The sequence below is a fragment of the Blautia sp. AF32-4BH genome (assembly GCF_003460565.1).
In the GTDB taxonomy this organism is placed as follows: Bacteria; Bacillota; Clostridia; order Lachnospirales; family Lachnospiraceae; genus Fusicatenibacter; species Fusicatenibacter saccharivorans.
In genome coordinates, this window is record NZ_QTVL01000002.1 from 104,493 (window position 1) to 127,933 (window position 23,441).

20 protein-coding genes and 2 tRNA genes are annotated in these 23,441 nt (G+C 50.8%); 6 read left to right on the forward strand and 16 right to left on the reverse strand.

Annotated features, from left to right (window positions below):
• Nucleotides 1–15: 15 nt before the first annotated feature.
• The 7 genes from purB to DWZ44_RS03245 form a co-directional block, all read right to left on the reverse strand.
• Nucleotides 16–1,452, reverse strand: a complete 1,437-nt coding sequence (gene purB / locus DWZ44_RS03215; RefSeq protein ID WP_022463140.1) for an adenylosuccinate lyase — start codon at nucleotides 1,450–1,452, stop codon at nucleotides 16–18.
• A gap of 167 nt (nucleotides 1,453–1,619) precedes the next feature.
• Complete coding sequence (locus DWZ44_RS03220) at nucleotides 1,620–2,378, reverse strand: amino acid ABC transporter ATP-binding protein (protein WP_055219765.1); 759 nt, start codon at nucleotides 2,376–2,378, stop codon at nucleotides 1,620–1,622.
• 24 nt (nucleotides 2,379–2,402) lie between these two features.
• Nucleotides 2,403–3,050 carry an amino acid ABC transporter permease gene (locus DWZ44_RS03225; protein ID WP_022463138.1) on the reverse strand — a complete coding sequence of 216 codons (648 nt, stop codon included), beginning with the start codon at nucleotides 3,048–3,050 and terminating at the stop codon, nucleotides 2,403–2,405.
• Between the two features lie 6 nt (nucleotides 3,051–3,056).
• Complete coding sequence (locus DWZ44_RS03230; protein WP_117804200.1) at nucleotides 3,057–3,911, reverse strand: amino acid ABC transporter substrate-binding protein; 855 nt, start codon at nucleotides 3,909–3,911, stop codon at nucleotides 3,057–3,059.
• A 206-nt stretch (nucleotides 3,912–4,117) separates the two neighbouring features.
• Nucleotides 4,118–5,242: an alanine racemase gene (alr, locus tag DWZ44_RS03235; protein ID WP_022463136.1), complete on the reverse strand. Its 1,125-nt coding sequence runs from the start codon at nucleotides 5,240–5,242 to the stop codon at nucleotides 4,118–4,120.
• A gap of 111 nt (nucleotides 5,243–5,353) precedes the next feature.
• Nucleotides 5,354–5,809 carry an Lrp/AsnC family transcriptional regulator gene (locus DWZ44_RS03240; RefSeq protein WP_022463135.1) on the reverse strand — a complete coding sequence of 152 codons (456 nt, stop codon included), beginning with the start codon at nucleotides 5,807–5,809 and terminating at the stop codon, nucleotides 5,354–5,356.
• 172 nt (nucleotides 5,810–5,981) lie between these two features.
• On the reverse strand, nucleotides 5,982–6,248 hold the full coding sequence (locus DWZ44_RS03245) for a 4Fe-4S dicluster domain-containing protein (RefSeq protein WP_022463134.1): 267 nt from the start codon (nucleotides 6,246–6,248) through the stop codon (nucleotides 5,982–5,984).
• A gap of 262 nt (nucleotides 6,249–6,510) precedes the next feature.
• On the opposite strand from DWZ44_RS03245, the gene DWZ44_RS03250 reads away from it, so the two are divergent.
• From DWZ44_RS03250 to DWZ44_RS03270, 5 genes are all read left to right on the forward strand, one after another.
• Nucleotides 6,511–6,581 (forward strand) — tRNA-Gly (locus tag DWZ44_RS03250).
• Between the two features lie 20 nt (nucleotides 6,582–6,601).
• A tRNA-Gly gene (locus DWZ44_RS03255) sits at nucleotides 6,602–6,673 on the forward strand.
• A gap of 82 nt (nucleotides 6,674–6,755) precedes the next feature.
• Nucleotides 6,756–7,604, forward strand: a complete 849-nt coding sequence (gene nudC, locus DWZ44_RS03260; protein WP_055226996.1) for an NAD(+) diphosphatase — start codon at nucleotides 6,756–6,758, stop codon at nucleotides 7,602–7,604.
• A gap of 108 nt (nucleotides 7,605–7,712) precedes the next feature.
• Nucleotides 7,713–8,030, forward strand: coding sequence for a thioredoxin (gene trxA / locus DWZ44_RS03265; protein WP_022463132.1), 318 nt, complete (start codon nucleotides 7,713–7,715; stop codon nucleotides 8,028–8,030).
• A 153-nt stretch (nucleotides 8,031–8,183) separates the two neighbouring features.
• Nucleotides 8,184–8,867 carry a Crp/Fnr family transcriptional regulator gene (locus DWZ44_RS03270; RefSeq protein ID WP_117804202.1) on the forward strand — a complete coding sequence of 228 codons (684 nt, stop codon included), beginning with the start codon at nucleotides 8,184–8,186 and terminating at the stop codon, nucleotides 8,865–8,867.
• A gap of 72 nt (nucleotides 8,868–8,939) precedes the next feature.
• Here DWZ44_RS03270 and DWZ44_RS03275 read toward each other — a convergent pair whose 3' ends face one another.
• Together DWZ44_RS03275 and DWZ44_RS03280 are read right to left on the reverse strand one after the other, a co-directional pair.
• Entirely contained in the window at nucleotides 8,940–9,968 is a 1,029-nt protein-coding gene (locus tag DWZ44_RS03275; protein ID WP_117509660.1) for a S66 family peptidase, read from the reverse strand.
• 13 nt (nucleotides 9,969–9,981) lie between these two features.
• Entirely contained in the window at nucleotides 9,982–10,677 is a 696-nt protein-coding gene (locus DWZ44_RS03280; RefSeq protein WP_022463129.1) for a YigZ family protein, read from the reverse strand.
• A gap of 205 nt (nucleotides 10,678–10,882) precedes the next feature.
• Here DWZ44_RS03280 and DWZ44_RS03285 point away from each other — a divergent pair, with 205 nt between their 5' ends.
• Complete coding sequence (locus tag DWZ44_RS03285) at nucleotides 10,883–13,462, forward strand: transglycosylase domain-containing protein (protein ID WP_117804203.1); 2,580 nt, start codon at nucleotides 10,883–10,885, stop codon at nucleotides 13,460–13,462.
• A gap of 92 nt (nucleotides 13,463–13,554) precedes the next feature.
• Here DWZ44_RS03285 and DWZ44_RS03290 read toward each other — a convergent pair whose 3' ends face one another.
• The 7 genes from DWZ44_RS03290 to DWZ44_RS03320 form a co-directional block, all read right to left on the reverse strand.
• On the reverse strand, nucleotides 13,555–14,499 hold the full coding sequence (locus tag DWZ44_RS03290) for an ROK family glucokinase (RefSeq protein ID WP_117804204.1): 945 nt from the start codon (nucleotides 14,497–14,499) through the stop codon (nucleotides 13,555–13,557).
• A gap of 4 nt (nucleotides 14,500–14,503) precedes the next feature.
• Nucleotides 14,504–15,439, reverse strand: a complete 936-nt coding sequence (gene hprK, locus DWZ44_RS03295) for an HPr(Ser) kinase/phosphatase (RefSeq protein WP_022463126.1) — start codon at nucleotides 15,437–15,439, stop codon at nucleotides 14,504–14,506.
• A 94-nt stretch (nucleotides 15,440–15,533) separates the two neighbouring features.
• Nucleotides 15,534–17,393 (reverse strand): excinuclease ABC subunit UvrC, encoded by a 1,860-nt coding sequence (gene uvrC, locus DWZ44_RS03300; protein ID WP_117804205.1) that lies wholly within the window; start codon nucleotides 17,391–17,393, stop codon nucleotides 15,534–15,536.
• Between the two features lie 92 nt (nucleotides 17,394–17,485).
• Nucleotides 17,486–19,387: an ATP-dependent zinc metalloprotease FtsH gene (gene ftsH / locus DWZ44_RS03305; RefSeq protein WP_117804206.1), complete on the reverse strand. Its 1,902-nt coding sequence runs from the start codon at nucleotides 19,385–19,387 to the stop codon at nucleotides 17,486–17,488.
• A gap of 187 nt (nucleotides 19,388–19,574) precedes the next feature.
• Entirely contained in the window at nucleotides 19,575–20,591 is a 1,017-nt protein-coding gene (galE, locus tag DWZ44_RS03310) for a UDP-glucose 4-epimerase GalE (RefSeq protein WP_022463123.1), read from the reverse strand.
• A gap of 73 nt (nucleotides 20,592–20,664) precedes the next feature.
• Nucleotides 20,665–22,158, reverse strand: a complete 1,494-nt coding sequence (gene galT / locus DWZ44_RS03315; protein ID WP_117804207.1) for a UDP-glucose--hexose-1-phosphate uridylyltransferase — start codon at nucleotides 22,156–22,158, stop codon at nucleotides 20,665–20,667.
• 40 nt (nucleotides 22,159–22,198) lie between these two features.
• Complete coding sequence (locus tag DWZ44_RS03320; RefSeq protein ID WP_117804208.1) at nucleotides 22,199–23,368, reverse strand: galactokinase; 1,170 nt, start codon at nucleotides 23,366–23,368, stop codon at nucleotides 22,199–22,201.
• Nucleotides 23,369–23,441 lie beyond the last annotated feature (73 nt).

Below are 23,441 nucleotides of genomic sequence, written 5' to 3' on the forward strand. Positions count from 1 at the left end.
TGTTTATCAAACGCATCAGACGTTGATTTCCGCAGTCATGCCAAGTGCCTCTTTGTTTGCCTCAAGCACCGGATTGACTACGTTCTTCAGGAATGCGTCAACCTGTACGGATGCGCGGCCTGTGTATTTGGACGGATCCATCGTCTTTTCCAGCTCTTCTTTGGTCAGATGGAACATCTCATCCGCTGCGATCAGATCCAGAAGATCATTGTCGCGGCCTTCCTCTTTGACATGTTTTCCGGCGATCATGGACAGCTCGCGGATTCTCTCATGCAGCTCCTGACGGTCGCCGCCTGCTTTTACCGCATCCATCATGATATTCTCAGTTGCCATAAACGGAAGCTCTGCCATCATGTGTTTTAAGATAACCTTTGGATAAACCACAAGTCCGTCTACGACGTTCATGCACAGATCCAGGATACCGTCGATGGCAAGGAAGCCTTCCGGAATGGAAAGTCTCTTGTTTGCAGAGTCATCGAGGGTTCTCTCAAACCACTGTACAGAAGAGGTGATTGCCGGATTTAATGCATCGGTGATCACATAACGGGACAGGGATGCGATACGCTCGCTTCTCATCGGATTTCTCTTGTATGCCATGGCGGAAGATCCGATCTGTCCTTTCTCGAACGGCTCCTCAACTTCTTTTAAGTGCTGCAGAAGACGGATGTCGTTGGAGAATTTTGTTGCGCTTGCCGCAATGCCTGCCAGAACGTTTAATACTCTCGTATCGACTTTTCTGGAATACGTCTGTCCGGAAACAGGATAGCAGTTCTTGAAGCCCATTTTCTCAGCGATCATCGGATCGATCTTGTCGATGGTCTCCTGATCTCCGTCGAACAGCTCTAAAAAGCTTGCCTGTGTGCCTGTTGTTCCTTTGGAGCCGAGCAGCTTTAAGGTGCTCTGTACGTACTCGAGATCTTCAAGGTCCATTAAGAACTCCTGCATCCACAGGGTTGCACGTTTTCCGACGGTGGTCGGCTGTGCCGGCTGGAAGTGGGTGAAGGCAAGGGTCGGCTGGTCTTTGTAGGTATCCGCAAATTTTGCCAGCTCAGCGATAACGTTCACCAGTTTTTTCTTCACCAGCTTTAAGGCTTCGTTCATGACAATGATATCGGTATTGTCGCCTACGTAGCAGCTGGTTGCTCCCAGATGGATGATTCCTTTTGCTTTCGGACACTGTACGCCGTAGGCATACACATGGGACATTACGTCATGACGGCAGACTTTCTCTCTTTCTTTTGCCACATCGTAGTTGATGTTCTCGGCATTTGCTTTCAGTTCTTCGATCTGCTCATCTGTAATAGAAAGTCCCAGTTCTTTTTCTGTCTCAGCCAGCGCAATCCATAACTTTCTCCAGGTACGGAATTTCATATCCGGGGAGAAGATGTACTGCATCTCCTTGCTTGCATAACGTTCGGAAAGAGGGCTTACATATCTGTCAGTTCCGCTCATAGACACGATTCTCCTTTTCTTGTCAAAATGTGTATTCGGTTTCTCTTTTATCCCCGCTCTTTTTCATCCCCAAAAACAGAACGGGACGTATAAAGAGCGTGTTTGAAATACGTTTCAACCACGCTCTAGTATAACGCATGTTGTTTTTTTAGGCAAGTGCAACGTCGTTACTTCTCACGAAATTTTCCCAAAAAGCCCTGCATTCTGGCATTTTCGGAATCGAAGACTTCGTCCGGCGTTCCTTCCACGGCGATCACGCCCTGGTCCATAAAGATGACGCGGTTGGAAATCTCCCGGGCAAAATTCATCTCGTGGGTAACGATCACCATAGTCATATTCATCTCCGCAAGGGATTTGATGACCTTCAGCACCTCGCCTGTCAGCTCCGGGTCGAGCGCCGAAGTCGGCTCATCAAAAAAGAGCACCTTCGGGTTCAGCATCAGCGCACGCGCAATCGCAACCCTCTGACACTGACCGCCGGAAAGCTGACACGGATACGCCTTTTCTTTTCCTGTGAGTCCCATTTTCTGCAGCAGCTCTTCTGCCTGTGCTTCCACCTCCGCACGGTTGCGTTTCTGCACATGAATCGGCGCATCGCAGAGGTTTTTCATCACATCATAATGTGGAAACAGGTGGAAGCTCTGGAATACCATTCCAAAGTTTTCCTGAATTTTCCGCAGCACGGCCGGCTTTGCATAAACGGATTTTCCATTTTGCATGGTGACTGCCTGCTCGTCAAGATACGTCAGGTCACCGCCATCCATCGTCTCCAGCATCGCCGCACACCGCAGCAGCGTCGATTTTCCCGATCCCGACGGGCCGATGATCGAGAGCACCTCGCCCTCTTCTACTTTGAGGGAAATATCTTTTAACACTTCGAGATCCCCAAAGCTCTTTCTTACATGGTTCATTTCCAGATAAATCATATCGTTTTCCGCTCTCTTCTATAGTTAATGATAATAAGAAAATTTCTTTTCCAAAAGTTCCATCACCCACGCCACGACAAAGTTGAAGATGTAGTAGAAAATACCGGCGGCGACGAACGGAACCATCGTGGTCTTGGCCGCCGCGATCTGTTTTGCGATCGTGAACATTTCCACATAGGAAATGGAAAAGGCCAGCGACGTATCCTTGACCAGCGTAATCACCTCATTGGTGATCGCCGGCAGAATCCGTTTCACAACCTGCGGCAGAATAATGCGGACAAACGTCTGTCCCTTCGAATAACCAAGAAGCTTTGCTGCCTCGTACTGTCCACGATCCATCGAAACGATGCCGGAGCGGTAGATTTCTGCAAAATAGGCGCCGTAGTTTAAGGCAAATCCGGTGATAATCGCCGGAAAGCGCCATTTTCCGATGTTCATACCGAACAGATAGAACGGTCCGAAGTAAACCACCATGAGCTGCAGCATCAGAGGCGTGCCGCGCATCAGGGAGATATAGAGCCGGAAAATTCCGCTCACAATCCGGTTTTTCGACATACGCCCGAAGGCGATCAGCAGACCGAGCGGCAGGGAAAATACGAGCGTCAGAACAAATATCGAGATCGTTCCCGCCATTCCGGTACTAAGCTGTGATAGAATCATGGACAACTTCATGCTGCTTTACTCTCCTTTTTTCTCCAGACACACCATGTCTGCGATTCCGTATTTTTCTGCGAGCTTGTCGAATGTTCCGTCGGCCAGAACCTGCTGCAGGCCTTCGTTTACTTTATCGCAGAGCTCGGTATTTCCTTTTTTGAATCCGATCGCATATTTCTCAGAGTTCAGGTACTCGTCGAGGATTTTGTATCCTTCTCCGCGGCTTTCCAGCTGATATTTGGCAACGCCGATATCCATGGCAACCGCATCGATGGAACCTGCCTGAAGCTCTACAAACGCATTGTTGTAATCCGGGAACTGCTGCAGAGCGGCGAAAGTATCGGCGAGTTCTTTCTGACCGCCTTCTTCCTCACTCTGTAAAAGATCGAGTGCTGCGGATGCTGCCTGCACACCAACCGTCTTTCCTGCCAGATCGGACAGGCTGTTGATGCCGGAATTCTCAGATACGACCATCACCTGGCTGTTGTCCACGTACGGATCGGACCAGGTGTAATCGTCCTCTCTGCCGTTCATGGTAAAGCCGTTCCAGATGCAGTCAATCGCACCAGAATTCAGCTCGGTATCTTTCGCATCCCAGTTGATCGGGGTTTTTACCAGCTTCCAGCCGTAAATCTCGCAGACTGCCTCGGCGAGCTCCAGGTCAAATCCGGTGTAATCGCCGGTCTCATCGTCCATGTAGCCGTACGGCGGGTATTCTGCATCGAAGCCTACGGTAAAGGTTGTCGTTCCGTCTGTGGAAGAGGATGCTGCTCCTGCTGATGAGGCGGATGTTTTTGCTGTGTCTGCAAAGCCGCAGCCAGCCAGCAGGGCAGATACACAAAAGGCTGCTGTCAAAATGCTAACCATTTTCTTTTTCATAATAATCTTCTCCTTTTCTACGTGATCATGTTATCACTGTACTACGCTAAACTAATTGGTATCCTACCATACTCCGGCACCGCCTGTCAACCCGCACCGGTTAAATAATCCAGAAAACCTGTTCCAACACAAAAAAGTCTCCGAAACGGTCAGCAGATTCTGATTTTTTCCGTCTTCGGAGACTTTGATTTTTCTATTTTGGATAACTATTTATAAACCCTTGTTACACGGCTGCTGATATCGCAGAGCATCTCGTAATCGAAACGTGCCGCCGGGTTGGCGATCTCTTCGATCGTGATGGTCTCATCCCCGTCGGTTCCGACAAGCGTTACAACGTCCTCCACCTGCACATCCGGGATGTCGGTCACGTCCACCATCATCTGATCCATACAGATTCTTCCGATGATCGGTGCTTTTTTCCCGTGGATCAGCACACAGCCCTGGTTCGAGAGAGCTCTCGGATAGCCGTCTGCATAGCCGGCTGAAACAGTTGCGATCCGTGTCATCGGTTTCTCGGTCACATACGTGGCACCGTAGCTGACGCCGATGCCCGGGCCGACTTCCTTCACATGGATGACATGGCTCTTCCATGAAAGCGCCGGGATCAGATCGAGGCGCTCTTTTTTTACCTCCTCGGATGGGTAAATGCCGTAGGTGATGATACCGGAACGCACCATCTCAAAGCGGTGATCGTCAAATTCCATGATTCCGGCGGAGTTGCAGATATGGCGAAGCGGAATCGTCACGCCGCGCTCTGCTAAAAGTGCCGTCATCTTATCATATTTTTCCATCTGCATCGAACAGTACGTCTTGTCTTCCTGATCGGCGCAGGAGAAATGCGTAAACATACCTTCCAGCTCGATGTGCGGAAGATCCGCGATTTTTGCCGCCTCATCCGCATCGTGCTCTGTCACCTGGAAGCCGATCCGCGTCATGCCGGTATCGACCGCGAGGTGTGCTTTTGCTTTCCGGTTCTGGCGTGCTGCCTCTTTTTCGAGGGCAAGTGCCTGTGCGTAGCTGTCGATCGTCTGAGTGATGTCGTATTCCACAAGGTCGCCGTACTGGGACGGGGACACGTAGCCGAGAATCAGGATCGGCGCGGAAATGCCGTTTTCTCTGAGCTCGACAGCCTCCTCGATGGTTGCGGTTGCAAAATAATCAACCTGGTTTTCCAGATAGGATGCTACCGGAACGGCACCGTGGCCGTAGGCGTTCGCTTTTACAACGCCAAGGAGTTTCACGCCCTCCGGTAGTCTTTTTTTCACTTCTCTGATGTTATGCCCGATCGCTTCGAGTGAAATCTCTGCATAACAGCGTAAGTATCTGTTCACTTTTTTCCTTCTTTCTTTCCGTACTTTTTCTGAGACGCCAAAACGTGCCTGAAAACTCTTTCGGATTATTTTCAGACACGCTCTCGTATCAGATTCCGGCTGTGCCGGTTTTTATTTGTCCGGTCTGCGGATGGCGGAATAGATATTTTTTACATTTTTCAGCACTACATGCGTTCTTGTCGCATCGACGCCCGGAAGGCTCATCACCTGGCGGTGGATTTCTTCGAGTTCGTCGGATGAGTGACAGGAAATGCGGATAATCAAATCAAAATCTCCGGTCTGATAATAGCAGGATACGATGTACTCCAGTTTCTGGATCGCATCTGCAAAACTGTCAAAGAACTTCGGATGCTCCAGGCTGACTTCCATCAGCGCGGTCATCTCATTTCCCGTTTTCTTTTCGTCTACAATAATGGTGTATTCTTTAATCACTCCGGTTTCTTCCATTTTACGGATTCTCTCGATGACTGCAGAAACCGATAAATGAATCTCTTTGCTGATATTGGAAGCCGTCTCGCGGGCATTTTTCTGCAATATCTTCAGAATCTTATAATCAATGGCATCCATGTATTTTTCCTCCCATAAGAATTGACAGGGCTCTTCTTTCCAGATTTTAGCATAAAATTTCCCTGTCACTACCTTTCTATTATATCAAATTTTTCAGATAAGTCCAGTTTTTCCCAAAATATTTTATAGAAAGATTAGAATTTTTCTTTAAATTGCACAGATACCGGTTTTTCTATTCTTCGAAGGTTTCTGCAATATCCTGCATCAGAATGCCGATCCCGAGGTGCTGCGGGCACTGCTTTTCACAGCGATAACAGTTGATGCAGTCATCGGCACGTTTGTCCTGACGCTCATACTCTGCACGAACCGCTTCGACGCCTTCCGTCGCTGTCCGGTTGTAAAGCGCAAACAAACCCGGGATGTTGATTTTTACCATGCACGGCATACAGCTCTGACAACCGGTGCAGCAAACCAGAAGTTCTGTTCCATTTTCCTGCATAGGGAAATTCCCCCTTTTTTGCTTTTCCGTTTTTCTATTATAGTACATTTCTAGTACATTTCCCGTTCTGGAACAAGGCTGATCTTTGCGGACATTTTCACGCCCCTTTCACCCTGAATTTTCTCCTTTTTCAGTGTTTTGAAAATTTTTTAATTTTTTTCAAAAAAGGGGTTGACTTTTTCTCATCTTTCCTGTAGAATACGTTTTGTCAGTGAGGCACGGCAGTCAACAAGACAGAGAAAAAAATCAGTGCCCATCATCTGCGGGTGTAGTTCAATGGTAGAACACCAGCCTTCCAAGCTGGATACGTGGGTTCGATTCCCATCACCCGCTTCATCCAAAAGGATGTATATGCGCGAGTGGCTCAGGGGTGGAGTACAACCTTGCCAAGGTTGGGGTCGCGGGTTCGAATCCCGTCTCGCGCTCTTTTTATTACCGAAATTTCTTCACAGGAATTTCGGTTTTTTGTTTTATCAAAAACTTTTTTTACCAAGGAAAGGAGTTCTTATGATTCAGGATATCGCTCCGCATAAATATTATGTAGATTACCACCCTTCCACACCGAACGATACCGATCTCGTTTTCATCTACGGTCATCACACAATTCTGTGCAATTTTGAAGATCCGCAGATCCGCTATCCTTCGATTGCAGAAATTGCACCTGTTTTCCCGGAAATCCGGGAAAAAGCAAAATTTCTGTTCCGTATCGACGAAACCAATTACTATGAACTGCGCCGCCCGCAGCTTTCGGAATTTGATATCTGGAAATATGAAAACACACTGATTCTGCGCCGCGCCGTTCCGGGATGGCTCGGATTCGCCGGCATCACCGGCTACCAGATCCACACCTGGTACACAGACCACACCTACTGCGGCCGCTGCGGAACCAAGATGCACGCGCCCGGAAATGAACGTGCGATGCAGTGCCCGTCCTGCGGCGCACTCTCCTATCCGGTGATCTGCCCAAGCGTCATTGTCGCCATCACTGATGGCGACCGCCTGCTGCTCACGAAGTATGCGCCATCCCACAGCAGCCACCGTTCCTATGCCCTCGTCGCAGGTTATACAGAAGTCGGCGAGACACTGGAACAGACGGTGCACCGCGAGGTTATGGAGGAAGTCGGATTGAAAGTCAAAAATCTGAGATACTATAAGAGTCAGCCATGGTCCTTCAGCGGTTCGCTGCTTGCCGGCTTCTATTGCGATGTAGACGGCGATCCATCCATCACCCTCGATCGCGACGAGCTCTCCACTGCCGAATGGTTTGACCGCGGTTCCCTGCCCGAAACGCCAAATCTCATCAGCCTGACCGGCGAAATGATCGAATGTTTCCGCCAGGGAAAAGAACCCAGATAGTTTTGTGACTTAGTCACAGAAATTCCCGTTCCGCTGTGGTATTCTACAGACATAACAGGAAAACACTTACCGGGAATTACCCGTACAATAAAAAGGAGGACTTCTATTATGTCATTAATTCATGTTACATCCAAAAACTTCGAAAAAGCTCTGCAGGCAGCACCTGGCGTTGCCGTTGTTGATTTCTTTGCTACCTGGTGCGGACCATGCAAAATGCTCGCCCCGGTCATCGAAGAGGCAGCTGAGGATATGCCGGAGATCCAGTTCTACAAAGTAGACGTTGACGAAGCACCGGAGCTGGCAAGATCCTTTAAAGTCATGAGCGTTCCGACCCTCGCTTTCTTCAAAAACGGCGAGCTCGTAAAGAAAAACGTCGGCGCCGTTTCCTATGAGGAACTGGAAGAGCTGATTAACTCTGTAAAATAAACAGCGTAATATTGGAAATGCAAGAAAAAACGTATCGGCACAAAAACCGATACGTTTTTTCTTGCATTTCTTTCTGTTCTTTTCTATCATGGAAGAAACGGCTGCTGCCGTAGTTTACAAAAGAACGTTCTTCTTCCGAAAGGAGTTTTATTTATGTCATCTTTTCTGGAATCCTGTTTTCAGGAGCATTATCCATTTTATTCAAAGCTTACCGCCGATGAACAGCAGACACTCGTGCTCTCTTCCGTCCTGACGACGTATCAGCGCGGCAATTTTCTCTACAGCTGTGACGATGACTGTCTCGGCGTTCTGCTTGTCCTCTCCGGCAAGCTCCGCATCTTTATCCAATCCGGCGAGCAGCGGGAAATTACCCTGTTTACCACCGGTCCCGGCGAAGTCTGCACTCTGTCTGCCTCCTGTGCGATGCAGGAAATCAGCTTTGATATTCTGATTGAGGCCGAGGAGGAGACGAAAGTTCTCATCACTCCGGCCAGCACGTTCCGCAGACTGTTAAATCAGAATATTTACGTTGAAAACTACATTTACCGGGAAACAACGGAGCATTTTTCCGAAGTCATGTGGGCGATGGGCCAGCTTCTCTTTACGCGGCTTGACCAGCGCCTTGCCGGATATCTCGAGGATGAACGCATCCGCACCGGTTCCCCGGTGCTCTCCACCACGCACGAGCAGATCGCGCGGAACCTCGGCAGTGCCAGAGAGGTCGTTTCCCGCACCTTAAAGTCGTTCGAGAAAGACGGCATCGTCGCACTCTCCCGCGGCACGGTCACGATTCTCGATGTCAAAAAGCTCCGCGGCATCTGCCGGATGCGCCGATAGTTCTTCTACGCGCGCAAACATTTTCCCACAGGCTCTGCCCTGCCGCTCGAGAAAATATTTTTCAAAAGCGTTCTAACGGCACTCCATCTTAATTTCAATCTCATTTCCTTCCACGGCCACCTTCGCATAACTTCCGACGATCAGCGGCATCGCCGGATGAAGGTGTCCGATGTCGAGATCCATCACGATCGGCACGTTGTATTTTCCAAGCAGATCCGTCACGGCGCGGTACTGGTCGAGTTCCCCGAATTTCTGTCCGAACTGCAGCGGGCGGCCAATCAGAAAGCCTTTCACATATTGGAACCAGCCGGCGTGCTCCATCTGCCAGATTGCGCGGCGGATCGCAAAGACGTTCAGATCGCACGCTTCCAGAAACCAGACAAAACCGTCCTCTTTATATTTTTCCACAAAATCAACCGTTCCGTCGTACTTCGTTCCAAGAATATTGACGAGACAGTCGAGACAGCCGCCGATGAGTCGTCCCTCAAATGCACTGTCCGCATCCGGGAAGCGGCGCAGAACGCGCGGTTCTGTAATCTGGTACGGCAGATACGGATTTTCCTCGCTTCTGCCCTTCGCATCGTCTCTTTCCCATCCCTCATAGCCGCGGACAGTACGCACTTCTCCCGTCAGTACGCCAAACGCATCCGCTACGGATTTATGCCACGGCTCCATGCCGAAATCACTCGCACACGGACCGTAAACAGCCGCCGTATCGCAGATGGTCGGCAGAAGATACGTAAAATGCGTATTGTCAGAATAGCCGAGATACCATTTCGCCGGTGCCTTTCTGATCTTTTCAAAATCCACGTAATCGAGATCCTCGCACATCAGCTCTCCGCCGCCGCAGGAAATCAGACAGTCATTCTTCTCACTGACATAATATTCCGTCAGCTCTTTTCCGCACTCCTCCGGTGCCGCGCTGATTCCGATGCCGTGCTCTGCATAGCAGTTTGGCCCAAGATCCAGCTGATATCCCATCTCTTTCCATTTTTTCTGTGCATTTGCAAACGCGGACTTGTATGGCTCTGTTGTGCATCCAAACGATGGTGCCACAAAGCCGATCGTTCCGCCCTTTTTCAGATTTTCCGGAAACCTCATGTCGCATCCTCCTTTATCCTAATTCTTCTGCCTCCAGATTCTTATACTGCGTCAGCGCATCCCCGAAGATCAGCTCTCCGTCGTTCTGCGCAAAGTACAGCTCCTCTTCTTTTTCCAGTTTTGCCTTTCCGTTCGTCCCCTCGGTAATCTCCGCGCAGAGACGGTCCACCTCCGTTTTCGGAACGAGAACGCGGATTTTCACCTGATCGGTGTACTCGGATTCCAGAATCGGAATCCCCCGCTGGCCGAGCAGATACTGGATTTTACCGATGCCGTTGTAATCCGTCTCAATCAACAGCCGCACGCCGCAGATCTCGTCAATCAGAACACTGTTTGCCAGCCCCTCCTGCACCGCCTGCGAGTACGCGCGCACCAGGCCGCCCGTTCCCAGCAGCGTACCGCCGAAATACCGCGTCACCACAACAAGCACATTGCGGAGGCCTGCTCCCTGTACCACATCGAGCATCGGCCGCCCTGCCGTGCCGGAAGGCTCCCCGTCGTCGCTGCAGCGCACCGTCTCCTGATTTTCTCCAATAATATACACAAAACAGTTATGCCGCGCATCCCAATATTTTTTCCGCAGAGCTTCCAGGCAGGAAAGTGCCTCCTCCTCAGATTCCACCAGACGCACCGTCGCAATAAAACGTGATTTCTTCTCCACGATTTCCCCGGTTCCACCCCGGTAAACCGTCCGAAACTGATCGATCATATGTCCTTACTCCTTCATCCAAATATGTACCTATCTTACCATATCATTTCTGAAAAATCAGCATTCTTTTCAGAAATACTTTTATTCCAGCCCTTTGTTTGGTATAATAAAAATAAGTATACCCTGCTTTTTGCAGGGCAGGAACACCATTGATTACTGAACTAAATCAGTTTTGCAGGAACATGACATAAGGAGGATTTTCTATATGCACTTTGGAAAAAGTCATCTGGAAGACAAACGTGAAGATCTGCGGTCCCATTACGGAAAGATTGAAAAGACGGCCGGCGTGACGGCGCTGCGCATCGCGTTCTGTCTTCTTCTTGTCGTTCTCGTCTGCGGTGCCGGGCTTGTGATCGGCGCTGTCCGCGGCGTGATTGACAGTGCCCCTGATATCTCGGAGGCAAATATCATGCCGCTCGGCAACGCGTCGTTTATCTACGATGCTGACGGCAACCAGGTACAGAAGCTGACCGGGGCTCAGGGAAACCGTGTCTCGATTTCGATTGAGGAGATTCCGCTCGATATGCAGCACGCGATCGTCGCGGTTGAGGATGCCCGTTTTTATGAGCACAACGGCATCGATCCGAGCGGTATCATCCGTGCTTTCGTTGTCGGCGTCAGCCATGGCTTTCATTTTACCGAGGGCGCCAGCACGATCACACAGCAGCTCTTAAAAAACAATGTTTTCACTGACTGGATGGAAGAGACGCGGATTCAGAGCTTCAAGCGGAAGATCCAGGAACAGTACCTGGCGCTGAAGCTGGAAAAAACACTGACCGCAGAGGGTGAAAACGCCAAAGACGTTATTCTGGAAAATTATCTGAATACGATCAACTTAGGTTCCGGCTGCTACGGTGTCCAGACGGCAGCGCAGACGTATTTCGGAAAGGATGCAAAAGATCTGACGCTCTCTGAATGCGCCGTTCTTGCCGCAATTCCAAAGGCGCCGACGGCATATAATCCGAAAAACCACCCGGAGAAAAACCAGCAGCGCCGCGACAAGATCCTGAACAACATGAAAGAGCAGGGCTACATCACCGAAGAAGAATACACCATTGCCATGAACGACAACGTTTACGACCGCATCGCCATGCACACGCAGTCCCAGGCGGAGAGCGCGCCGTACTCCTACTTTATCGATGAAGTCATCACCAACCTGATCAACGATCTGATGGTACAGAAAGGCTACACCGAAGTGCAGGCAAAGAACGTTGTCTACAGCGGCGGCCTCAAAATTTATACCACACAGGATTCCTACATGCAGTCAATCCTCGATACGGAATTCCAGAATCCGGAGAACTTCCCGGCGAACACGCAGATCGGTCTCGACTGGGCGCTCACCGTAGAGCAGGCAGATGGCGAGGTACAGAACTACAGCAAAGAGATGCTGCAGCTCTACTTCCGCAACAGCGATCCGAATTTCGATCTGCTCTTTGACTCCCAGGAGGAGGCACAGAGCTATATCGACCAGTACAAAGCCGCTATCATGCAGGAGGGCGATACGATTGTTGCCGAGCGCAGCAGCTTCACCCCGCAGCCGCAGGCGTGCATGACCGTTATGGACCAGCGCACCGGTTACGTGAAAGCCATCGTCGGCGGACGCGGCGAAAAAACAGCAAGTCTTACCTTCAACCGCGCAACCGATAATTATTCCCAGCCGGGTTCCACGTTCAAGATTCTTTCCGCGTACGGACCGGCGCTCGACCTTGGAAAGATTACACTCGCTACGGTAATTAAGGATGAGCCGTTCAACTACAGTGACGGCACACCGCTGCAGAACTCGGATCTTACCTACCATGGTGATGTTACCGTCCGCCAGGCGATCATCAATTCCATCAATATCCCGGCCGTCAAAGTACTGACCGAGCTTACGCCGAAGGTCGGCTTTGATTATCTGAAGAAGCTTGGTTTTTCCAAACTCTCCGAGGAATACGATGTGATCCAGCCGCTGGCTCTCGGCGGTATCACCTACGGTGTCAGTGATCTCGAACTGACGGCAGCCTACGCGGCAATCGCAGACGGCGGCCAGTACCGCAAGCCGGTGTTCTACACAAAGGTTACCGACAGCAAAGGAAATGTTTTAATTGACAACACAGAAAACAAGGCAACGCAGGTCTTCAAGGCAAGCACTGCCTCCCTCCTCACCAATGCCATGGAGGATGTTTTGGAAAAAGGTACCGGTGTTGCCGCCCGCCTCGACAATATGCACGCAGCCGGAAAAACCGGTACGACGAACGAGGCCAAGGATCTTGTTTTTGCAGGCTTTACGCCGTATTATACCGCTGCCATCTGGGCAACGTATGATACACACGCGGAGTTTCCGGAGAGCGACCGTGAATTCCACAAACGTCTCTGGGCAAAGGTCATGAATGAAATCCACGAAGGCCTTGCCGATATGGATTTCGAGACTTCCGCAACAGTACAGGAGGCAACGATCTGTACGAAGACTGGCCTGCTCGCCCGCTCAAGCTGCCCGTCCATCACCGAATACTTTGCGGTATCCGATCTGCCGACCGAGCGTTGCAAGGGCCACTACACCGCGCCGGCCTCAACACCGACGCCGACCAGAACCCCTTCTGCAGCATCAACTCCGCAGACAACCCCGACACCGACGGAGGCACCGCAGGAAACTCCGGCTCCGACCGAAACACCTGCCGATCCGCCTTCTAATACACCGGAGACTCCTGACACACCGGATACCCCTGATGCACCGTCAGAACCGGATACCCCGGCGGAGATATCGGAAGTACAGCTGCAGTCCGAAGAGAGCGGCTCTTCCGAATAACTTTTTCAGTCAAGTCTATGCACAAAAAACCGGCCCTCTGGCATATGCCAGCAGGACCGGTTTTTCTATACTTCTTTTTCCATCTGAATCAATTAGTCAATCAGCATTTTTGCTGCGCCGTAGATACCAGCATCGTTTCCAAGGGAAGCGAGTACGATCGGGGTATCTTTGCATGCGATGAATGCTGCTTCACGGTAGTATTTAGCTACGCCGTCGATCAGGATCTGGCCTGCTTTGGATACACCGCCGCCGACTACGATAACTTCCGGGTCAACAACGCATGCGAATACTGCAAGTGCTCTTCCGAGGTACTCGGAGAACTCCTGAACGATTGCTTCTGCTGCTGCATCGCCTTCTTTTAATGCATCAAAGACAGCTTTTGCACTGATGGTCTCTCCTCTTTCTCTTAAAGAAGACGGAGTATCATGGGATGCCAGATATTTCTTTGCCAGACGAACGATACCGGTTGCAGATGTCATCTGCTCGAGGCATCCGTGGTTTCCGCAGTTGCAGACCGCTTCTTCTTCCGGATCAACACATGCATGACCAACCTCGCCGCCTGCGCCGTGAGCACCTGCTACGATCTTGCCGTCCACGATGATTCCGCCGCCGACACCGGTTCCAAGGGTAACCATAACCAGGTTCTTGCTTCCCTTTCCGCCGCCTGCCCACATCTCACCGAGAGCTGCTGCGTTTGCGTCGTTTGCTGCTTTTACTGCCATTCCGCCGAGTTCGTCGGAAAGCTCTTTTACGATATTTTTATATCCCCAGTTCAGGTTGACTGCGATGGAAAGCTCACCTTTGTCATTAACCGGGCCAGGTACGTCAATGCCGACACCGGCAACATCATCTGCTGCGATACCCTTCTCAGCCATTTTTGCTTTTACGCTTTTTGCGATATCCGGCAGAATTTCGCTTCCGCCGTTTTCGGTGCGGGTCGGGATTTCCCATTTTTCCAACAGAGTTCCGTCTGTCTGGAACAGTCCGCATTTTACTGAAGTACCCCCAACATCGATTCCAAATACATAGTTTGCCATTTTCTTACTTCTCCTCTCTTTTTTTCACTAAGTTAGCCTGTACACGGCGGTACAGCTCCTGTGCGGCATTGTAGCCCATCTTCTTCTGTCTGTGGTTGACAGCAGCGGTTTCTACGATGATCGCCAGGTTACGGCCCGGACGGATCGGAAGGGAATGGCAGACAACCTTGTTTCCAAGGAACTCAATATACTCTTCTTCCAGACCCAGACGGTCGTATTCTTTCTCTTTGTCCCACTCTTCAAGCTTGATAACAAGGTCGATAGACTGGGTATCCTTTACGCTCTCGACACCAAACAGCGTCTTGACGTCGATGATACCGATACCGCGCAGCTCGATAAAATGACGCGTGATATCCGGTGCCGTTCCGACCAGCGTAATGTCGCTGACACGGCTGATTTCAACCACATCATCGCTGACGAGACGATGGCCTCGTTTGATCAGCTCCAGTGCAGCCTCGCTCTTTCCGATTCCGCTCTCGCCCATGATCAGAACGCCCTCGCCGAATACATCGACCAGCACGCCGTGGATGGAGATCATCGGGGCAAGCTGGACATTCAGCCAGCGGATGATTTCAGCCATGAAAACGGAAGTCGATTTGTCTACCGCAAAGGCCGGTACCTGATAACGATTGCACAGCTCCAGAATTTCCGGTCCCGGAATCATCTTCGTGGTGAAAATGACACATGGGATCTTGCGGCTTACAAACTCTTCAAACGCGCGGACGCGCTCGCTCTCTTCAAGATGCTGCAGATACGTAAACTCTACATAACCGATGATCTGCACACGCTCATTGGCAAAATGCTCATAGTAACCGGTCAGCTGCAGTGCAGGACGGTTGATATCCGGTGTGGCAATGACAAGATCTGTCATATCAACCTCTGGTGTCAGGTTGCGGAGATCCATTTCCTCCACCATTTTGGTCATTTCAATTTCTTTCATTTTCCTGTCCTCCGACTTCATTCGACGTCTTTTTAAATCCGTCTCTTCTATGATTTTAGCACAATAAAGCATCACGGGCAACCTAGAAATTTAACTATTTTGACGAATCCTCATTTTCCTCCTGTGCAGGTGCGTGAAAGAATGTGTAAACCTGCTCCGCCGCCTTTTTATTCATGCCCGGAAGTCCGGAAAGTTCTTCCACGGTTGCCGCCTTGATATCATCAATTCCCTGAAAGTGGCGCATCAGTTCTTTCCTTCTTGTCGGCCCGATGCCCGGGATGTCGTCGAGAATCGAGTGGACCTGGCCCTTGCTCCGCAGCAGGCGGTGGTATTCGATTGCAAAGCGGTGTGCCTCGTCCTGCACGCGTGTGATCAGTTTGAAGCCCTCGCTGTTCCGGTCGATCGGAATTTCCACGTTTCGGAAATACAGACCCCTCGTGCGGTGCTTGTCGTCCTTTACCATACCGCAGACCGGAATCGCAAGATCCATTTCTTCAAGCACCTCAAGCGCAATGTTGACCTGGCCGCGTCCGCCGTCCATCATGATCAGGTCCGGCAGCCGCTCGAAACCGCTGTCCTCCTGGATGCCGCGCAGAAAACGGCGGCTTAAGACCTCTTTCATACTGGCGTAATCGTTCGGTCCCTCGACGGATTTGATCTTGAATTTTCGGTAATCGGCGCGCTTTGGCTTTCCTTTCTCGTAGACGATCATCGAGCCGACCGACTGGAAACCGCTGATATTGGAGATATCGTACGCCTCGATGCGGTCGATCGACGGCAGGTTCAGCCATCTGGCGATCTCTTTTACGGCACCAACCGTCCGACCCTCTTCCCGCTTGATCCGCTCGCGGTCCTGATCGAGAACGATCTGTGCGTTCCGCTCTGCCAGTTCCACCATTTTTTCCTTGCTGCCCTTTTTCGGCACGCGGATGCGGACCTTCTGGCCCCGTTTGCTGCTTAAATACTCTTCCATCAGCTCCTGCTCAGCAATCTCCTCGGAAATCATGATTTCCCGCGGGATGAACGGCGTGCCGGAATAGAACTGTTTCATAAACGTGAGCAGCACCTCGCTTTTCTGCTCCTCCTCGCCGATCCGCAGATAATAATGCTCCCGCCCGATCAGCTTTCCATTCCGGATAAAGAAGACCTGCGCCACCGCATCCTCTTTGTCCATCGCAAGCGCAATGACATCCTTGTCCTCGCCGTCACTGTTCGTAATCTTCTGCCGCTCGCCGATCCTGCGCACGCTGTCGATCAGATCACGGTACTCCGCCGCCTGCTCGAACCGCATCTCCTCAGCCGCCTCCGTCATTTTTCCAGTCAGCTCTTTGATCATGTCATTGTAATTTCCATTCAGAAAACTGATCGCCTTTTTGATCTGCTCGCCGTACTCTTCTTTGGAAATGTATCCCTGACACGGTGCCTTACACTGGTGGATGTGATAGTAAAGACACGGGCGGTCCTTGCCGATCTCCTTTGGCAGGCTCTTATTGCAGGAACGGATATCGTACAGCTTCCGCAACAGTTCGATCGTATCTTTCACAGCTCCGGCGCTCGTGTACGGGCCGAAATATTTCGCCTTGTCCTTCTTCATCTGACGGGAAAACAGAATGCGTGGAAAATCCTCGTTCACGGTCACCTTAATGTACGGGTACGCCTTGTCATCTTTCAGCATCGTATTGTATTTCGGACGGTGCTCTTTGATAAGGTTGCACTCCAGCACGAGCGCCTCCAGTTCGGAATCCGTCACAATATACTCAAAACGGGCGATATGCGTGACCATCCGCTCAATCTTCGGCCCTTTGTTGCGGCTCGTCTGGAAATACTGGCGGACACGGTTTTTCAGCGAAATCGCCTTTCCTACGTAGATAATTGTATCGTCCGCGTCGTGCATCAGATAGACGCCGGGTTTCCCCGGCAGTTTTTTCAGTTCTTCCTGGATATCAAACGCCATATGACCCTCCTCTTTTTGGGACTGTAATGTTGAAAATGCCCAGCGTGCAGAGATCGTTTTCTCTGCTCCCGCCGGGCCTTTTCGCTTTCTTTTTATATTTCTGGATTTTCAACCGCTTCTTCCGCGTTTCCATTCCGTTTTGCAATCACCTGATGAAAAATCTCCATAAATTCTTTTCCGGTGATCGTCTCTTTCTGGATCAGGTAAGCTGCGATTTCATCCATCGCATCGCGGTTAGCTGCCAGAAGTTCTTTTGCCTGCTCATACGACTCTTTCAAGATCTTCATGACCTCGTGGTCGATTTCGGTTGCTGTGGCATCGCCGCAGTTTAAGACCATTCTTCCGTCGAGGTACTGATTCTGCTGGGTCGCAAGACCGATCAGACCGAATTTCTCCGACATACCGTACTGCGTGATCATCGCGCGGACAATCTTCGTCGCTTTCTCGATATCATTCGAAGCTCCCGTTGTCACGTTGCCGAATACGATCTCCTCTGCCGCTCTTCCACCGAGGCACTCGACGATCATCGCCTCGAGTTCGCTCTTCGTGTTGAGGTATTTCTCCTCCTCCGGCACCTGCATGACGTAGCCGAGCGCACCCATCGTACGCGGCACAATCGTGATTTTCTGTACCGGCTCGGAATCCTTCTGCAGTGCAGTAACAAGTGCGTGGCCTACCTCGTGGTAGGAAACGATCTTTCGCTCTTCCTGGCTTAAGATGCGGTCCTTCTTCTCTTTTCCGACGAGGACAACCTCGACTGCCTCGAGAAGATCCTTCTGGGAAACGGCTTTTCTTCCGTTCTTGACCGCAAGAATCGCTGCCTCGTTGATCATATTTGCAAGATCAGAACCAACGGCTCCCGATGTCGCAAGTGCGATGCCGTCGAGATCAACCGTCTCATCGAGCGATACGTTCTTGGCGTGTACTTTCAGGATTTCCACACGGCCTTTCAGGTCCGGTCTTTCTACGATAATCCGGCGGTCAAAACGGCCTGGACGCAGCAGCGCCGGGTCAAGAACCTCCGGGCGGTTTGTGGCCGCAAGGATCAGAATACCCTTGGAGCTGTCGAATCCGTCCATCTCGGCGAGGAGCTGGTTTAACGTCTGCTCCCGCTCGTCGTTGCTGTTGTAGCTGTTGTCACGGCTCTTTCCGATCGCATCGATCTCATCGATAAAGATGATGCACGGTGCGTTTTTCTTTGCTTCCTCAAACAGGTCACGCACACGCGATGCACCGACACCGACGAACATCTCGACAAATTCCGAAGCGGACATCGAGAAAAACGGTACGTGCGCCTCACCGGCTACGGCTTTGGCAAGCAGTGTTTTTCCGGTTCCAGGAGGGCCTACAAGAAGCGCTCCTTTCGGAAGTTTTGCACCGATTGTCGTGTATTTTCCAGGGTTATGCAGGAAATCCACAACCTCCTGGAGCGATTCTTTTGCCTCGTCCTGTCCCGCAACATCGCGGAATGTCACGCCGGTTTCTTTCTGTACGTAGGCCTTTGCTCTGCTCTTTCCTACGCCCATGACTCCGCCGCCTTTGTTCATGCTGCGCATCACCCACACCATGACAGCGACAAGCATCACAACCGGCAGAATGACGGTCAGCAATGTGTAAATGATCGTTCCGGTAGAATCCGGCGGATCTTTGTGGTACGTAATGCCTTTCTCCTGTAACAGATCGACCAGCTCCTGCTCATCTCCCATCATCGTTACCTGATAGGTGATTCCCTCCGATTTCTGGTCTTTCGGCGTTACGGTCAGTGTTCCCGATTTCAAGACAACTTCCTGCACTTCATCGTTGTTTACCATATCCAGGAATTTGCTATAGTCAAGATCCTCGGAAGTAATTCCCCCAAGGGCATTGTTCAGAAGTCCCATCACCATCAGGCTGACGAGGAGGCAGATCAGGATAATGAGTATCGTCTGTCTGTTTTTCGGTCCTCCCCCGGAGCCGTTTTCTGGTTCCCGGTTCTGATTTTTTCTATCGTCCATGCTTTTCCTCCTTGTATGTCAAACCGCCCCTCTTTTTTTACGGACACTTTAACTCTTACATTATATCGGATTCCCTCTTAATTAGCAAGCCGGACTTTGTGAAAAAAGACTGAATTTATCTATACAAAAACGGCCCGCCGACACTCTTTCAAGTATCGGCGGACCGCCAGATAACACTCACATTACATTAGTCGTTATATCCGTTCGGATTCTTCTGCTGCCAGTTCCAGGAATCGGCACACATCTCCTCGATGCCGTACTCAGCCTCCCAGCCAAGCTCCTCTTTTGCTTTGTCGCATTTGGAGTAGCAGGTTGCGATATCACCATCACGGCGCGGTTTGATTTCGTATTTCAGCGGATGGCCGCATGCTTTCTCGAATGCGTGGATCACATCGAGTACGCTGTAGCCTTTGCCGGTTCCGAGGTTGTAAATGGAAACGCCCTCGTTGTCAGCCAGTTTCTGGATGGCTTTTACATGGCCGCGTGCCAGGTCAACAACATGGATGTAATCGCGGACACCAGTTCCGTCCGGAGTATCGTAGTCATCACCGAAAACGCCGATGCACTCGAGTTTTCCGATGGCAACCTGTGCGACATACGGAAGCAGGTTGTTCGGGATGCCCTTCGGATCCTCTCCGATAAGGCCGCTCTTATGCGCTCCGATCGGGTTGAAGTAACGAAGCAGGATAACATTCCATTCCGGATCTGCGGTGTGGATGTCGGTCAGAACCTGCTCGAGCATGCTTTTTGTCCAGCCGTATGGGTTGGTCGGGGTTCCCTTCGGGCACTCCTCGGTGATCGGAATCTGTGCCGGATTGCCGTATACGGTTGCAGAAGAACTGAAGATGATGTTCTTTACGCCATGGTTTCTCATCTCATCGCAGAGAATCAGGGTTCCGGTCATGTTGTTGTGATAATATTCAATCGGTTTATGTACGGACTCGCCGACTGCTTTTAAGCCTGCGAAATGGATGACAGCGTCAATTTTCTCGTTGTCGAAAATTTTCTTTACGCCTTCGCGGTCCAGCATATCGGTTTTGTAGAAGGTTACTTTCTTTCCGGTAATCTGTTCTACACGCTCGATGGCTTTCTCGCTTGCATTGTAAAGGTTGTCCATGACAACAACGTCATAGCCTGCGTTCAGCAGTTCCACACAGGTGTGGCTTCCAATATAGCCTGCACCGCCAGTAACTAAGATTTTCATTTTGGTATCCTCCATGTTTTCCTTCGCTGCTGCTTTTTTGCCGCAGCGGGTTAATTGAAGCATTTAGTTTATTCTACAACGTTTCCATGAATTTTGCAAATGCACTTCTGCCTTCCTCGGTGCACTTGTAAACGCCGGCATCCTCGAGTACGCCGACAAAGACTTTTCCGACTTCCTCTTTCAGGATATCCATCACATTTTCGCTGTTCAGCTCCGGATGGCGCGGCAGGAATTCGTCTACCCAGTCGGCATGTTTCTCCAGCTCTGCGACAGCGCGGACATCTTTTCCCTCTACAAGGCATTTGGAAAGCTCTTCCAGCTCATCTTTTAAGCGCGCCGGCAGAATCGCAAGTCCCATAACCTCAATAAGGCCGATGTTCTCTTTTTTGATGTGATGATACTGTGCATGCGGATGGTAAACACCGAGCGGGCATTCGTCCGTCGTGATGTTGTTGCGCAGTGCCAGATCGAGTTCGAACGTATCGCCCACTTTTCTTGCGATCGGCGTGATCGTGTTGTGCGGCTCTCCGTCAGTCTCGCCGAATACAAACGCATCCTCATCCGTGTAACCTCTCCAGCAGTTCAGGATATGCTCTGCCAGATCGATCAGCCGTTTCTCATCTTTGTGGCGGATCCGGATGACGGACAGCGGCCATTTGACAATGCCGGTTTCCACATCCTCGTATCCTTTGATGGTAAAATAGCGCTCGATCGGCGCTTTCGCCATTGCGAAGGTATAGTGGCCGCCCTGATAATGATCGTGGCTTAAAATGGAGCCTCCCACGATCGGCAGATCCGCATTGGAACCGATGAAGTAGTGCGGAAACAGCTTGATAAAGTCAAACAGCTTCACAAAGGTCGCGCGTTCGATCTTCATCGGGTTATGCTGGAAATTGAACACGATGCAGTGCTCATTGTAATACACATATGGCGAGTACTGGAATCCCCACTCCGTCTGATTGATCGTCAGCGGAATGATGCGGTGGTTCTGGCGCGCCGGGTGGTTGACGCGTCCCGCATAGCCCATATTCTCCTTGCAGAGCAGGCATTTCGGATAACCGCTCTGTTTTGCCAGTTTTGCAGCCGCGATCGCCTTCGGGTCCTTCTCCGGTTTGGAGAGGTTGATCGAGATATCGATATCGCCGTAGGCACTCGGTACGCTCCAGCGGATATCCTTTGCGATGCGGTATCTGCGGATGTAGTTGGAATCCTGGCTCAGTTTGTAGAAGTAATCGGTTGCCTCCTGCGGGCTCTTCGCATAGAGTTCCTCAAACTTCTTTACCACCTCTCCAGGGCGCGGCATCAGGCAGTCCATCAGTTTCGTATCGAACAGATCGCGGTAAACGACGCTGTTGTGTTCGAGAAGACCGCGCTTAGCTGCATCATCAAGCAGTTCATTTAAAGTCTCTTCCAGATCCGGGGTCTCCGGAATCTGCTCCGGCTCTTCGTAATCGGAAATCTGCATGACTTCCAGAAGCCGGTTTGTCGCATAGATTTTATCCAGTCCCGAAACAAGACCGGCATTTTCTCCATATTTTACCAGTTTTGCAATACTCTCGTTAATCACTGTAGCTTCCTCCCTGCTGCCGATCCAGCTTTTTTATTTCTTATTTTAATACGCCTGCGCCGTCTCCGATGTCTACGACATAGAAGTCTGCGGCATAGCCGATTTTTTCTTTGTAAGCTGCGCCTACTTTTGCGATGAAGTTGTCAATATCTTCTGTTTTTACGATGCTGACGGTGCATCCGCCGAAGCCTGCGCCTGTCATACGGGATCCGATGACACCCGGGCAGTTCCATGCTTCTTCCACAAGAGTATCCAGCTCGATGCCGGTTACCTCATAGTCATCACGCAGGGAAACGTGGGATGCGTTCATCAGCTCGCCGAATTTTGCGATGTCGTTTGCCTTTAAAGCTGCAACGGCCTGAACGGTTCTCTGGTTCTCGTAAACAGCATGTTTTGCACGTTTCTGGCGGACCGGATCTTTGATGGCATCTTTCACTGCCTCAAACTCTTCCTCGGTCAGCTCGCCAAGGCTCTTGATGTCTTTGACTTTCTGAATCTCAGCCAGAGCAGTCTCGCACTCGCTGCGGCGCTCGTTGTATTTGGAGTCGCCAAGGCCGCGTTTCTTGTTGCTGCAGGAGATGACAATTCTTGCGCCTTCCAGTTTAACCGGTGCGTACTCATATTTCAGATCGCTGGTGTCAAGGAAGATCGCACAGTCCTTTTTGCCCATGGCGATGGCGAACTGATCCATGATACCGCAGTTGACGCCGTTGTAGTTGTTCTCGGAGAACTGGCCGTACAGAGCGATGCCGATCATGGAGATGGTGTCGTAGCCGAACATGTCACGCAGCATTACGCCGGTTACGGTCTCAACGGATGCGGAAGAGGAAAGGCCGGAGCCGTTCGGAATGTTTCCGTAGAGCACGATATCGAAGCCCTGCTCTACCGGGAAGCCCTTCTGGCAAAATGCCCACATCATTCCCTTCGGATATGCGGTCCAGTTGCCTTCTTTGCCCATCTGAAATTCATCAAGGGAAGATTCTACCACGCCGAGTTTTTCAAAGTTCATAGAGTAAAAACGAAGCTTTCTGTCCTCTCGTTTTCTTGCTGCCATGTAGGTTCCGATGGTCAGTGCACATGGAAATACGTGGCCTCCGTTGTAATCGGTGTGCTCACCGATCAGGTTTACACGTCCAGGTGCGAAGTAGGTGCGGATGTCGCCCTCTCCCCCGAACAGTTTTGCAAAACAATCCAGTACCTGCTGTTTCATTTTGTTGTCTCCTTTTCTTTTTGGTGTGTTGTTTTCATGGTTTCGTTTTGTGTGTTGTGTGTGTATTGTGTGT